Genomic DNA, 14,767 nt, shown 5'->3' with positions numbered 1-14,767 from the left:
GACTACAATCAGTGGGAGGAGAAAAAAAACCATTAATTGAAGTTTCACTTTATTAACCGGAGATATAGTAAATCACACTTTAGGTGAGTAAGAATTTAAATGACTTGCTTTCTTTTTTTTAGGAGAGCTGTTTTTTTGGGGGAGCGAAAAAATTTGTACTGTTTAATATGAGGAATCGACAAATGGAAGATAGGATTAAACAGGGAACTAAGATAATAGGAGATAGAAGTTAAATTGGAGGAATATCATTCATATTGGTCAGATTCTCCATTTAGGTAAAGAGATCGTGATAATTTGGTTCAAAATAAGGCCAGTGAATTACATGTTAAGAAGTCAAGTTTATCAAGTTAAATTCCATCTTAAAGAAGAGTTCTCTTATAAAGTAATTTTTTCTTGTTATTACCAAAAAGGTGATGTATAGTTTAAGTGTACTAATACATATAGTACACTCAGTACAGAATGAGGGTGATTTTGGTTGTTTGAATTAGACATGAGAAGCAGACAGCCGATTTACGAACAATTGGTTGATAAGTTAAAGGAGCTCATTATTAGTGAAGTGTTGAATCCAGATGAGCAGCTTCCGTCCGTTCGTACATTGGCAGGGCAGTTAACCATTAATCCTAACACAATCCAGAAAGCGTACCGGGAGCTAGAGTCACAAGGATATATTTACTCGGTGAAAGGAAAGGGAAGCTTTGTGAATCCAACTAGTCTTGTTAAGAACACAGAGAAATTAGTAATCATAAAAAAAGAGCTAAAAAAATTGCTTTCTGAAGCCATGTTCCTTGGATTGAGTCCGGAGGAGTTGATCAAACTTATTCACGATTTGGAGCCGTCGAAAGGAGGAGAACAAAAAAATGATTGAATGTCAGAAAGTATATAAAAAGTATGAAGGAAATGAAGCTGTTCAATCAGTCGAGTTAGAGGTGAAACAAGGTTCAATCTACGGTCTATTAGGCTCTAATGGGGCCGGAAAAACAACATTATTAAAAATAATAGCAGGTATTCTTAAACAAGATAAGGGGAAAGTTTCGATTCAGGGAGCACCGGTATTTGAGAATATTGATATCAAGAAAAAAATTATATTCATGCCAGATACTCCATACTTCTTTTCTCAATATACATTAAGACAAATGGCTAACTTTTATTCGTCCATTTTTCCTAATTGGAATGAGGAACGCTTTCAAAAGCTTCAAGATATTTTTGAAATTGAGATGGATAAGAAGCTCCATAAATTTTCAAAAGGAATGAAGCGTCAAGCTGCTTTTTGGTTAGCGTTCTCGACGATGCCAGATGTGCTGATATTGGATGAGCCATTTGATGGCTTAGATCCAGTAATGAGGAAAAAAATAAAAAACATTATGATACAGGATGTTGCTGAACGAGAAATGACTGTATTAATCTCCTCGCATAATTTACGTGAAGTTGAAGATATTTGCGACCATGTAGGGATTCTACATAAGGGAAGGATTATTCTTGAAAAGGATTTGGATGATTTAAAATCAGACGTCCATAAAATTCAGATTGCTTTTAAAAATGAACCACAAGCTGAATGGCTTCGAGAAATGAAAACCCTTCATTATGAACGCAGAGGTAGTGTTTGGTTGTGTGTTGTTCGTGGACATGAGACCGAGGTAAAATCATACTTTGAGCAGTATGAACCGGTCATCTTCGACATGCTTCCTCTCACATTGGAAGAAATATTTATATACGAAATGGGGGAAGTCGGCTATGCCATCCAAAACATTTTGGTTTAATAAAGAAATATGTATGCAAATCATCCGAAATATGAGTTGGGTCAGCATAGTTTATTTTTTAGGGTTAGTTTTTGCCCTACCATTAAAGATGCTGATGATGCATACAAATGATGAATATATTTATTATAAGGAAATAAAAAATCCATTTTCTTATTCTTTTGAAATTCAGTATGGATTAATGTTGATTATTCCCGTGCTTCTAGCAATCTTTTTATTTTTGTATATACATTTAAAAGATTCAGCTGATTTTCTACATAGCCTACCCATGAGTAGAAAAGTGGTATTTAATCACTATGTAGGAATGGGAGTTGCTTTTTTAACGATCCCTGTTCTTATTATTTCTTGCTCTGTTTTAATTTTAAGAAGTGTACTTGATGTAGGTATGTTTATTTCAATAGAAGAAGTTCTAATTTGGACAGGAATTACATGGTTATTTACTATGTTTATTTTCTTTTGTTCTGTTTTTGTAGGAATGGTTACCGGTATGGCCATTCTTCAAGGAATTTTCACATATATTCTCTTGTTATTTCCGACTGGAATTGTAGTGTTAGCGGCCTTTAACGTTAAGTATTTTTTACATGGATTTTCGTACGAGTATTATCTCAATTCGAAGGTAGAAACTTATTCTCCAATCTTGTATGGTTCGTATTTTGAACATCGTGCTATGAGTATCTCTGCTGCTCTTCTATTCAGTGGATTAATCGTTTTACTTTATTTTGCATCACTATGGTTGTATAACAAGCGGCACATAGAAGCAGCCTCGAGTGCAATTGCGTTTCGTGGTATTAAACCGATTTTTATCTATGGTATGGCAATAGGTGTCATGCTTATCTGTGGAATGTATTTTGGGGAAATGCAAAATAGTACAGGCTGGCTTGTTTTTGGATATATTGCAGGATCCTTGCTTGGGTATTTCGGAGCGAAAATGATTATCGAGAAAACATGGAGGGTGTTTGGAGAATATAAAAGATATCTCTACTTCGCAGGATTAGCCGGATTATTAATGTTATTGTTTCAATTCGATTTTACTGGATTTGAAAAGAAGGTTCCAGCATACAGTGAGATCAAACAAGTGTATATAGGTAATAGTATTTATGGATATAGGGATGCTGACGCGTTAGGTCAAGTAAGATACTTAAGGGAAAAGGAAAACATTCAAAATCTCCTAACACTACATAAGGCACTTATTAAAGAAGATGTCGAGCAGGAGATAGGAAAGAAGTATTACGATGATATCTTTTTCTATTACGAGTTAAAGAATGGTAAGAAATTAGCTCGCCAATACAATTTGCCTAAAAATAATTCTTTAACCCATCTTATAAAACCAATCTATGAATCTAAAGAATATAAAGAATTGACTTATCCAATATTGGCCTTAGATGAGTCAAAGGTTGATAAAATTACAGTTACTTCTAATGGGCCGGTAAATAAAGGTGTTTCCATAACGGATCATAAACAAATTCTTGATAGTATAGCAGCTTTAAGACTGGATTTGCTCTCTGAGACATATGAAGAAATGATCGATGAATCAAGAGGTTATTCCGGCATAGAACTATTACTTAATAATGATAAACGTCTTTATATTGAATGGATGCCTGACTATGAAAATTTCGAAAGTTGGCTCAAACAAAATAATCTGCTAGAAAGCTCAAGAGTCACAGCAAATGATATTTACCAGGTTTGGATAGCTCCACGTAAAGACATTGATCAGAATTTGTTACATGCATATAGCTCTGATGAAATCATTAAAGAGTTTAAATCAAAAAAATCAGTGTTAAAAGTAGAAGATAAGCAGGATATTGGACTGGTTTTGGAAAACAGTAAATGGTTTAGTGATGGTGAATATGTCATATTGTTTGTTTATGAAAATGGTAATTATGTTGAGGTTATGGATTTTATCAATAATAAAATTCCTGAATTTGTTACGGAATATTTCAGAAAATAACGTAAAGATTGGATGAGGCAGATGACTAACGATCTAGATGATCATTTTGCTGCATTGTATCAGCAATATTCTAAAAAGCTAAATCGAATTGTCTATCAAATGACGAAAGATGCTTTTCTTGCAGAGGACATCGTTCAAGAAACTTTTATTAAAGCCTTTAGTAAAATGGAAACAATCATAGATTCTGAAAAAATAGGCGCATGGCTGACTGTTATTGCTAAAAGAACGGCCATTGATTGTTTGAGGAAAGAAAAACGAAACTCGATTTGTCCAATTGAGGATACCGAAAACTTCGTTGAATTTTTAAACCAATCAATAGAACAAAAAGCAGAATTAATGGAACTAATAGAAGCTGTCCATTTACAAATTAACGGTTGGGACCCAGATAAGAGAAAAGTATTTGTTCTAAAATCCTTCCATGGCTTAAAAGAAGAAGAGATATCACAACAAATGGCTATAAAAACAGGCACAATTAAAACATGGATTTTTCGCTCTAGGAAATGCTTGAAGGAACAATTAAAGCGGCAGTTAAATTGATTAAGGAAAAATCTTACTATATCATGAAATTGTGATATATGAAAAACGAAGAGCGATTCTCGAAATTGAGAATCGTTTCTGTATTTATTAATAGCTCAGCGGGGTGACAAAGAGTGTTATCCTCCAAATCATGAAACTACATTCGAATTAAATCTGAATAATATTATATAAAGATGCAGCAATTAAAAAAGGTAATGTTTATTTGAAACCTGTGACATACATATTAAAGAAACGCCTTTATAAGGAGCATTTAATATTTGTAACTACTACTTCCAACTTTTAAACTATATTTACAATACTATCCTGGCAATTTCCGTTACAGTTACATGCTTTTAAGCGTGCGGTCTCAGAAGCCTCCTCAGTGCTTCGACTTTCGGGTTCTCCCTCAACACGTTTCTCTAAGCAGGAATCTCGCATATCAACTACAACCAACATCTGCTCGCATTAGTTACTTGCTTATATCAACAATCTTTACGAAAAGAGCCATGTTTTATGTCTTGATATAGTGGTGAACAAAACGCTATTGACAGAAAAAGCGTACTACGTGTATAGTACATATAAGAAGTGTATGAACCAGATAATACATACACTAATTAAGTAGTTCTAATAGGAGATGGTTTTATGAATGTTACTTTTAACAATCGTGATCCTGTATATATACAGGTTGTTCGATATTTTAAGGAACAAATTGCAAATGGAAATCTGATGGCAGGACAAGAAATTCCATCTAGGAGAGAACTTGCAGCCATGTTGAAAATAAACCCGAATACGGCTCAAAAGGCGTATAAAGAAATGGAGGAACAAGGTTTGATTACAACTGAGCGGAATTATCCTAGTAAAATTACAACAAATGAAAATATCTTACATGGTGTAAGAGAGGAATTAATTGTAGCGGCGGTTGATTCGTTTATGCAATCTATTCGGCCGTTAAATATCTCAATCGATGAGCTCCTTCATATCGTGCAGGAAAAATATTCACAAGAAAGCAGTAAGGAGGTACTGTAAATGATTGAAGTCAATCAGCTCACAAAAAAATTCGGTCGAAAAAAAGTACTTGATGGTGTTTCATTCACTGCTAATAAGGGCGAAATTACATGCTTAATCGGAATAAATGGAGTCGGAAAAACGACTACATTAAAGGCAATTATGGGCCTGACTCCAATCAATAAAGGGAGCATATTAATTGATGGAGAAACAATCAATAAGAATACGTATGAAAAAGTAGCATTTATTCCGGATGCGATTACGATGCTTCCACAAATGACGATTAAACAAGCAATGCAATTCATGCAAGATTTTTATAAAAAATGGAATCAAGAGCGAGCGACTGAACTCCTTACATTTTTTAAACTGGATGAAAAAACGCGTATTTCAGAATTATCGAAAGGGAACACTGCCAAAATCAATTTACTGATGGGATTGGCGATTGATGTAGACTATATTTTAATGGATGAACCATTCTCAGGGATCGACATCTTTAGTCGGGAACAAATCACAGAAGTGTTCACAAGTCATTTAATAGAAGACCGGGGAGTCATCATCACTACCCATGAAATTAACGATATAGAGCATTTAATCGATAAAGTCATTTTATTAGATAACGGAATCGTATTAAAAGAATTTAATACCGAACAAATGCGTCAGGAAGAAGGAAAATCCGTTGTTGACGTGATGAGAGAGGTGTATATAGGATGAAAAGCTACATCAAGTTAGTCAATTTTGAAATCAATCGTTTTATAAAAATTTATCTGACGTTGTTGATTATAACGCTGCTTAGTCAATTTATCGGTGTCATTGTTATTGCAAAAAGCAAAATGGATCAAGCCCATGAAGTGATGGGTGAACAGAATTTGTCTGAGCAGGCATACTTGCATGATTACGGTGGTTTTACTTTCGCTCACTTCGCATCAACTCTTTGGTTTGTTGGTCCTATTGCGTTATGTATTATTGCCTTACTCTTTTATTGCTTAATGATTTGGTATCGTGATTGGTTTGGCAAAAATACATTTGCCTATCGGTTATTAATGTTACCAACCGCTAGAATTTCATTATATTTTTCTAAGGCTTCAGCAATTTTGCTATTCATTATTGGTTTACTAGCATTTCAATTAATCATATTACCACTTGAAAATACATTATTTGAATCACTCATTCAAGATAATTTTTTACAGACGAGCATGGATGTTTCATCTATTCTGCAGTCTAATGTCATGTTAGGAATTATTTTGCCGCCATATTTCAGTGATTTTCTAATCTCATATGGAATTGGCATGATGTTTGTGTTTGTTCTCTTTACCTCAATTCTGTTTGAAAGAAGCTTTCGGCTAAAAGGGATTGTGTTCGGAATTCTATATATAATTGCAGCGGTTTTGTTATATCTATCACCACTATTTATCCTTTCTAACGAAACGTATTCTGTTTTATATAGCGAAGAAATTTTTGCAATTTTCCTAGTACTTGGAATTTTAATAACAGCTGCTTCTATCGTAATCGGAAATTGGCTAATATCAAAACGGGTATTAGTTTAAGGGGGGAATGACTATGAAAAGGTATATCACCAGTATTATTCTCGTTTGTATGTCGATCGTGATTATTGGGACTTATTATGGAAAAAAGATGGTTAGTGCTAATGATTTTCCAAATTACTCAATAAAAACATTAGAGGGTCATGAAAGTGAAATTAAAAATGTTCGTTTAAAAGGTACTGTTGAAAAAGATGATATAAGTAGTAATGTTACGATTACGTCTAATGAAACAATCTATCAGAGCCAGCAATCGTTTATGGATCGACTAACTGGAAATAATGAACCCAAAATTGCAGAACTTAAGAAAAAACATCGTTCATTTATGCGTGGGAAACAAAATATCTACTCTTTTTATCAAGATGAAGATTTTATCGCCTATGCAGAGGCGGTTTACAAATTTGAAAGTGCTAATAAATTCATGTTTAATATTGGATTATTGGATTTGGCTTCTAATAAGGAAATATCTTTTGAGCATGCTATTCCTGGTGAAACATCTAATGGTTTGCACGTTCTAGACGTTCAACTTATTCATTCGAAATTAAAAGTGGTTACGAAAAATTATCTGTATATTAATGATGAAGAACAGTCGGAGGTTCATCTATATACATTTGATCTTGCAAACCAAAAGTTACTTAATGATGAAGTAATTATCACTCCTGAACAAATGAAAATGGGATACGATGTTATTGATACAATGGAAAACACCCCATTACAGCCAAGAAAATCTATTGTTTTCATTAAGCGCTCTGATGCTAGTAGTCAAAGTGGGGCATTAGTGAATAATACTGAAAAACCAGTGATATTTGAATATGTTTATGAAAAAAATCAATTAGAAACGATTCAGTTGCCTGAAACATTAGCAAATCGTGTTGTGACAAGTCAAAATTATTTATTTGGAGATAAGTTGTATATAATCAATCAAGATGCGAAAGGCATGCATGTAACAACATTTGATATCAGAAACCAATCCATAACAAATGATGAAACTTTCTTAATTCATAATAGTGATTGGGCAGGAGCATTCCCACTTGTTATTAAAAATGATCGAGTGTACGTTCTTGGGACGAGTGATTTTGAAATAAATAAAACGGCAAACCTGCGGCCGCAATTATTTATCGCCGAACTTAATACAGGTAAAATTTTGTATAAAGGTGAAGTGATCCCGAAAAATCCGGATCAAAAGTATAACACAAAACCATTTGTATTACATTCACTAGAAATTAAATAATCAAGGGCTAAGGCTGTCCTTTAAGGGTCTGAACTCACAAACTATACTCCGTTTATTGTGTCATTTACGAGTCGTTTTAACGGTATATAGTAGCTGTGGGTTTAGATCCTTTTATTTAGGACCGCCTCTTACTTTTATCTTAGATATCTTCATAAAGAATGAACCATACAAGCTTAGTCCATACTAACTCTATTCATATTCTGAAAGGGGATGGGTAGATTGGATCAAGGAAAAATGGAAAATCCTGATGAAGGGCGAGAAGAAGAGAAAGGATCAACACTAATAGAAAAAATTCAACAGCTTGGCCAAACGAATGTTCCGCAGATGTCCAAAGATTCAAAAATACATTGTTTAACAATTGTAGGTCAAATCGAAGGTCATATGCAGCTACCACCGCAAAATAAAACGACGAAATATGAGCATGTGATTCCGCAAATCGTTGCAATAGAACAAAATCCGAACATCGAAGGATTACTTGTTATTTTAAACACGGTCGGTGGAGATGTGGAAGCTGGTTTAGCCATTGCGGAAATGCTCGGTTCATTATCAAAGCCATCTGTTTCTATTGTGCTAGGTGGTGGGCATTCGATTGGTGTGCCAATTGCAGTTTCTTGTGATCATTCATTTATTGCTGAAACTGCGACAATGACCATTCATCCAATTCGTTTAACAGGTCTTGTCATTGGGGTCCCGCAAACATTTGAATACTTAGATAAGATGCAAGATCGTGTGATTAATTTTGTAACAAAGCATTCTAATGTTACAGAAGAACAATTTAAAAACCTTATGTTTGCAAAAGGAAATTTGACACGGGATATTGGAACAAACGTAGTCGGCCAAGAGGCTGTCGATTACGGAGTCATTGATGAAGTTGGAGGAGTTGGTCAAGCGATGAGGAAATTAAATGAGTTAATTGATCAGACCAATCTCGATCAAGAGAATGAGGAGGGCATGCTGCAATGACGTTGTATACGATTGTACCAGAGGAATACATTTTCCCAGGTAATCCTGAGGCGCATGCAAATATTCATTTTCTAAATTTTGACGGAATCCCAATTATCGCTGAACAATCTGATCCATATTCGTATCGAGTAGAAAGAATTATAAGTACAGACCCTGCGCATTATTTAGTAAAAGGTATTGAGCCAGGTAGCATTCTATCTATTAAACAAAGCTTTCGTAGTTAGAAAAAACGTCCATGTTAGTTATTTTATGCTATACTAAAACTACTTGTGAATAAGCAGCCTCATGGCTGCTTTATTCATTCAGTGTACATAAAATGCAGGAAAATTAAGGTGATAAAATGGCGAAGAAAAAACGCAGAAAATCAAAAGGGACAGCAGATTTTAAAAAAACGATGAAATATGAACTGATTGGCTTAAGTCTTCTTGGGCTATCTGCAATCGCCATTGCTGAACTTGGTGCAGTGGGCAAGGCGATTGTCTTTTTGGTTCGTTTCTTTATGGGTGAATGGTATATTCTGCTCTTACTCGGACTAATAGCTATCGGACTCTATTTAATGGTGAAAAGATCGGTGCCATTTTTATTACAGCGGCAATTAGTCGGCTTCTATTTAATTGTCATGAATATACTTCTACTTAGTCATGTTAAACTATTTACCTTATTAGCAGATGGTGGTCCTTTTCAAAAGCCGAGCGTCATTCAAAATACGTGGGATTTATTTTGGATGGAGGTAAATGGAAAGACAAGCACGCATGATTTGGGTGGAGGAATGATTGGGGCTATTTTGTTTGCGATCTCATATTTTTTATTTGATGCAGCAGGCTCAAAAATCGCTGCATTTATTTTCATTATTATTGGTATTATTTTATTGACGGGCAAAACTTTAGGAGACACTCTTGGTAAAATATTTGCCTCTTTTTCCAAGTTTGCGCATGAGCAGTGGTCAGCTTTTAAAGATGATATGAAGACATGGAAACAGGAGAAAAAGGAACGTAAACAGCAGCAGAAAGAGCTTAACGTAGAAAAAGAACAACAAGAAGAAAGCAAAGAACCTCAAGAGGAAATAGGAGAAATCGAAATTATCTCGCCTCAAAAGCGTTTAATTTCCAATTTTGCGGATACGGCATACGGCGAAGGTGACGATTCTGAACCAAGTGAATCTATTGCAATGAAAAAGCAGTCGGAAGCTACTGAAGGTGTGTTGGAAGAAGAAGGAGATATTGTCCCTCCAATGACATTTACCGAAGTGGAGAACAAGGAATACAATCTTCCATCACTTTCAATTTTGAATCAACCAAAAAAGACTGATCAAAGTGGAGAATATGAATTAATTCATGAAAATGCAGCAAAACTAGAGCGGACATTTTTAAGTTTTGGTGTAAAAGCCAAAGTAACTCAAGTTCATCTAGGTCCAGCTGTTACCAAATATGAGATTCACCCAGATGTTGGTGTGAAGGTAAGTAAAATCGTTTCATTGTCAGATGATCTAGCACTTGCGTTAGCTGCTAAGGATATTCGAATTGAAGCACCAATTCCAGGGAAATCAGCCATTGGAATAGAAGTGCCAAATTCCGAAATTGCTATGGTTTCCTTGCGTGAAGTCCTGGAAGCGAAGGAGTTTGATAAGGAAGAATCTAAACTTCAAGTTGCTTTAGGGCGGAATATTTCAGGGGAAGCAGTAAAGGCAGAGCTAAATAAGATGCCGCATTTACTTGTCGCTGGTGCAACCGGAAGTGGTAAATCCGTTTGTATTAATGGAATCATTACGAGCATCTTAATGAGAGCAAAGCCACATGAAGTAAAAATGATGATGATTGATCCGAAAATGGTTGAATTGAATGTGTATAACGGCATTCCTCATTTACTTGCTCCGGTAGTTACTGATCCTAAAAAAGCTTCACAAGCTTTAAAGAAGGTTGTAAGTGAGATGGAACGACGCTATGAGTTATTCTCTCATACTGGAACTAGAAATATTGAGGGATATAATGAATATATCAATCACTTGAATGAGGAAGAAGAAGATAAACAACCTTTATTGCCATACATTGTTGTCATTGTCGATGAACTAGCGGACTTAATGATGGTTGCTTCTTCTGATGTGGAAGATGCGATTACAAGGCTCGCTCAGATGGCGAGGGCTGCAGGGATTCATTTGATTATTGCAACACAAAGACCTTCTGTCGATGTTATTACAGGGATTATTAAAGCCAATATCCCATCAAGAATTGCCTTTAGTGTTTCCTCAATGACCGATTCACGAACTATTCTTGATATGGGGGGAGCAGAAAAACTATTAGGTAGAGGTGATATGCTGTTTCTACCAGTTGGTGCATCAAAACCGATTCGTGTTCAAGGCGCTTTTCTATCTGATCATGAGGTGGAAGATGTCGTAAATTATGTGATCTCTCAACAAAAAGCACAGTATAATGAAGAAATGATACCTGATGAAATTATAGAAACAACAGGTGAAGTGGAAGATAGTTTATATGAAGATGCCGTATCTCTTATTGTGGAAATGCAGACAGCATCAGTTTCCATGTTGCAAAGACGTTTCCGAATCGGCTATACTCGAGCTGCTCGATTGATCGATGAGATGGAAGCACGAGGGATAGTTGGACCTTATGAAGGTAGTAAACCAAGAGTTGTTTTAATCGCAAAAGACTCTTCTAACGAAGCACACCTCTCATAAGTGGCGATAGGGAATTAAATGGGGTGAAGAATGAAATATTATCCAGTGGATGGTTTCACCTTATTAACATCCAATTTCACTTTAATGAATAATGGTCGTGTTAAAGAAATCTGTCCAAAAAAATGAAGAAAAAGCCTCATATTGGAAATACAGTAAAATGTGGATGTTACATCTTTGCTGTATATACAATATGGGGCTATCTTCTTTTGGAAGTAGTTTTATGAACTATAAAGCTTCATCTAAGTGTTCTATACAAAAGGCTTGAACAGCCTTAATCTCTTCATCTTCCAATTCGAAGTCCAGAATTTTATCTGATCCTCTATCAAGAAGATCATATTTAATCATTTCTGTTTGATGATCTTCTACCTTATATAATATTCGGATGTAAATTCCTGCTTCAGTGTATAGTTCATCATCTTCAGGAACAGTAATATCTAGGAATACCTCATATCGCTCCCCAGTTAATATCCCAAATGGATCTTTAAGTTTTTCAATACTATATTCTGTAATTACCATCTAATCATCCTTCCAAAGCTTATCGATATTATTATACCTCATAAAACTTAATTAGTATGCTGAACAAAATTTTTAATAGAAATTATGGAACGAAACGAGCGAATAATATGTAATTTTTACTAAAAAATTCTAATATAATCTAACATGATACAATACAAACGAATGTTTAAGGAAAAAGATTAAGTTAATAAAAGAGAGTTAATTCAGTCGGTAATAATGAATAAATATAAATGATAGATCATTGGTAAAATTCAGTTATTCGTTTAGGGGATTATTATTGTGTTGTAATATAACGAAAGTTAAGCGGATTATACATCTTTACCACTACAAGGCGTAAAGGGTATATGTATAACTATTCAAAAGGTTTATTTCTCAAATTTCTGAAGCTTTGAAATTTCTGAAAAGGGAATAATGCCCTAGTCGTTATTTTTCGACAAATTGCAAATCTCTATTTATTTATAATAGGAAAAATGGTATAGTATTTTGGATTAGTAGGAATGATTATACCTCAGAGGTCTGAAGTCTGAAGAAAATAAGTTGGAGGAACCTGCATGTCTATTAAGTCTGATCATCGACATTTATACTTACAAGTAATCGATCACCTCAAGCAGGATATTGAAGAGGGTACATATAAAGAGAAAGAGAAATTACCTTCAGAATTTGATCTTGCGAAGAAACTCGGCGTAAGTAGAGCTACTTTACGTGAAGCATTACGAATTCTTGAAGAAGAAAACGTAATAATCCGAAGGCACGGGGTCGGGACATTTGTGCATGCCAAACCAGTGTTTAGCTCTGGAATTGAGCAGCTTAATAGTGTTACAAATATGATTAAACAAGCAGGGATGAAACCAGGAACTATTTTCTTGAGCTCGACAACCCTGGAACCGACCGAAGACGATATCCGCCGTTTTTCTTGTTCCTGTGACGAGGAAATTGTAGTGATTGAAAGAGTGAGAACTGCAAATGGTAAGCCTGTCGTCTATTGTATTGATAAGATTCCGGCTAGTATTCTTAAGGAGAACTTCTCGTACAGTGAAGAATCGATTTTTCATATTCTTGAAAGAGAATCCAACCGTACAATTACTCATGCGGTCGCTCAAATTGAGCCGATTGGTTATCATGAAAAAGTTTCTCCGATTCTAGAATGTGAACCTGAAGCTGCATTACTTGTTTTAAAACAAATGCACTTCGATGATATGGACGAACCAATCCTTTATTCGGTCAATTATTTTAAAGCGGATGTGTTTAGCTTTCATGTGCTTCGTAAACGAATTTAATTTTTTTACAAGCATTGAAACGAAGGACAATCTGTCGTTGGATGCATCTCTACTAAGCGTCAATTAAATTTAGGGGGTACAAACCTTGAAAAAGCGTAAAATGGGGTTAATGATGTCACTAGTACTTGCTGCTGGAACAATCTTGGCTGCATGTGGCTCAGATGATGGCAAAAAGGATGAAGGGGCTAAAAAAGAAAGCGACAAATTTAAAGTTGCTATGGTAACGGATATTGGCGGTGTTGATGATAGATCTTTCAACCAATCTTCTTGGGAAGGCCTGCAAGCATTCGGTAAAGAAAATAACTTAACTGAGAAAGAAGGATACACGTACCTTCAATCTAAATCAGATGCAGATTATAATACGAACTTAACTCAATTAGCCCGTCAAAACTATAACTTAGTATTCGGTGTTGGTTACTTACTACAAAATTCGATTGAAGAAGTGGCTGCACAACGCAAAGATACCAATTTTGCTATTATTGATGCCGTTTCCAAAGGGGATAATGTCGCAAGTATCACATTTAAAGAACATGTTGGTTCATTCCTTGTAGGGGTAATTGCCGGAAAAACAACAAAAACAAATAAGGTTGGTTTTGTCGGTGGAATGGACAGTGAATTGATTAAGAAGTTCGAATCAGGATTTATTGCTGGTGTGAAAACAGTAAATCCTAAAGCTGAAGTGATTATTCAATATGCAGGAAACTTCGGTGCTCCTGAAAAAGGACAAGCTATTGCGAATACTTTATATTCTTCTGGTGCAGATATTATTTATCATGCAGCTGGAGGAACAGGTAAAGGTGTATTTAAAGCTGCTACAGATTTAAAGAAGCAAGATCCTAGCAAAGAAATTTATGTAATCGGTGTTGACCGTGACCAGTATGATGAAGGTGCAGTTGAAGTTAATGGTAAAAAAGAAAACATAACGTTAACTTCAATGGTTAAACGTGTTGACGTCGCTGTTCAAGATTTATCTAACAAAGCGATGAACGGTGAATTCCCAGGTGGAGAAAACGTTGAATATGGTCTTGAAGAAAACGCTATTGCAATTTCTGAGCATACAGACCATGTATCTGAAGAGGCTTTAAAAGCTGTTGATGAATATATTACTAAAATCAAAGCTGGTGAAATTGAAGTTCCTAAGACTAAGGCAGAATACGAAGCAATGGGATTCTAATATAGAACTAAAGGAAGAAGGAATAAAAGGGGCAAGCACTTTGCCTTTTATTCCTTCTTTTTATGGGGATTTAATTTAGTGTATTTAGAAAAAAGTGAAGGAAAAGCTATGATTATTCATAGTTTTTCATTTGATTTTTTCTAAAGTAAAGATCGT

General features: G+C 35.1%; 14 protein-coding genes. 13 read left to right on the top strand and 1 reads right to left on the bottom strand.

Annotated elements, in window-relative coordinates:
• Nucleotides 1-475: 475 nt before the first annotated feature.
• The 11 genes from V179_RS0118665 (at nucleotide 476) to V179_RS0118615 (ending at nucleotide 11,644) form a co-directional block, all read left to right on the top strand.
• Nucleotides 476-865: a GntR family transcriptional regulator gene (locus tag V179_RS0118665; RefSeq protein WP_028392796.1), complete on the top strand. Its 390-nt coding sequence runs from the start codon at nucleotides 476-478 to the stop codon at nucleotides 863-865.
• Nucleotides 858-1,757: an ABC transporter ATP-binding protein gene (locus tag V179_RS0118660; RefSeq protein WP_028392795.1), complete on the top strand. Its 900-nt coding sequence runs from the start codon at nucleotides 858-860 to the stop codon at nucleotides 1,755-1,757. The genes V179_RS0118665 and V179_RS0118660 overlap by 8 nt, the downstream gene beginning before the upstream one ends.
• Complete coding sequence (locus V179_RS0118655) at nucleotides 1,732-3,702, top strand: DUF6449 domain-containing protein (protein WP_028392794.1); 1,971 nt, start codon at nucleotides 1,732-1,734, stop codon at nucleotides 3,700-3,702. Before V179_RS0118660 ends, V179_RS0118655 begins: the two co-directional genes overlap by 26 nt.
• Nucleotides 3,703-3,723: 21 nt before the next feature.
• Nucleotides 3,724-4,239, top strand: a complete 516-nt coding sequence (locus V179_RS0118650; RefSeq protein ID WP_028392793.1) for an RNA polymerase sigma factor — start codon at nucleotides 3,724-3,726, stop codon at nucleotides 4,237-4,239.
• Between the two features lie 621 nt (nucleotides 4,240-4,860).
• Nucleotides 4,861-5,244, top strand: coding sequence for a GntR family transcriptional regulator (locus V179_RS0118645; protein ID WP_028392792.1), 384 nt, complete (start codon nucleotides 4,861-4,863; stop codon nucleotides 5,242-5,244).
• Nucleotides 5,245-5,934, top strand: a complete 690-nt coding sequence (locus tag V179_RS0118640) for an ABC transporter ATP-binding protein (protein WP_028392791.1) — start codon at nucleotides 5,245-5,247, stop codon at nucleotides 5,932-5,934.
• The gene (locus V179_RS0118635) at nucleotides 5,931-6,767 is read left to right on the top strand and encodes a hypothetical protein (RefSeq protein WP_028392790.1); all 837 of its coding nucleotides are present in this window, start codon (nucleotides 5,931-5,933) and stop codon (nucleotides 6,765-6,767) included. Before V179_RS0118640 ends, V179_RS0118635 begins: the two co-directional genes overlap by 4 nt.
• Nucleotides 6,768-6,780: 13 nt before the next feature.
• Nucleotides 6,781-7,992 (top strand): hypothetical protein, encoded by a 1,212-nt coding sequence (locus V179_RS0118630; protein ID WP_028392789.1) that lies wholly within the window; start codon nucleotides 6,781-6,783, stop codon nucleotides 7,990-7,992.
• Between the two features lie 210 nt (nucleotides 7,993-8,202).
• Nucleotides 8,203-8,955 (top strand): ClpP family protease, encoded by a 753-nt coding sequence (locus tag V179_RS0118625; protein WP_051405046.1) that lies wholly within the window; start codon nucleotides 8,203-8,205, stop codon nucleotides 8,953-8,955.
• On the top strand, nucleotides 8,952-9,179 hold the full coding sequence (locus V179_RS0118620) for a YlzJ-like family protein (protein WP_028392787.1): 228 nt from the start codon (nucleotides 8,952-8,954) through the stop codon (nucleotides 9,177-9,179). Before V179_RS0118625 ends, V179_RS0118620 begins: the two co-directional genes overlap by 4 nt.
• Before the next feature lie 116 nt (nucleotides 9,180-9,295).
• Complete coding sequence (locus V179_RS0118615) at nucleotides 9,296-11,644, top strand: DNA translocase FtsK (RefSeq protein WP_028392786.1); 2,349 nt, start codon at nucleotides 9,296-9,298, stop codon at nucleotides 11,642-11,644.
• Nucleotides 11,645-11,869: 225 nt separating this feature from the next.
• Here the strand turns inward: V179_RS0118615 and V179_RS0118610 are convergent, their stop codons facing one another.
• On the bottom strand, nucleotides 11,870-12,160 hold the full coding sequence (locus tag V179_RS0118610; protein ID WP_028392785.1) for a DUF6509 family protein: 291 nt from the start codon (nucleotides 12,158-12,160) through the stop codon (nucleotides 11,870-11,872).
• A gap of 551 nt (nucleotides 12,161-12,711) precedes the next feature.
• On the opposite strand from V179_RS0118610, the gene V179_RS0118605 reads away from it, so the two are divergent.
• Together V179_RS0118605 and V179_RS0118600 are read left to right on the top strand one after the other, a co-directional pair.
• Nucleotides 12,712-13,437 carry a GntR family transcriptional regulator gene (locus tag V179_RS0118605; RefSeq protein WP_028392784.1) on the top strand — a complete coding sequence of 242 codons (726 nt, stop codon included), beginning with the start codon at nucleotides 12,712-12,714 and terminating at the stop codon, nucleotides 13,435-13,437.
• A gap of 85 nt (nucleotides 13,438-13,522) precedes the next feature.
• Nucleotides 13,523-14,611, top strand: coding sequence for a BMP family lipoprotein (locus tag V179_RS0118600; RefSeq protein WP_028392783.1), 1,089 nt, complete (start codon nucleotides 13,523-13,525; stop codon nucleotides 14,609-14,611).
• Nucleotides 14,612-14,767: the final 156 nt, after the last annotated feature.

The organism is Bacillus cihuensis, assembly GCF_000504145.1.
GTDB classification, from domain to species: Bacteria; Bacillota; Bacilli; order Bacillales; family DSM-1321; genus Peribacillus; species Peribacillus huizhouensis.
This window is presented reverse-complemented; position numbering and strand designations above follow the sequence as displayed.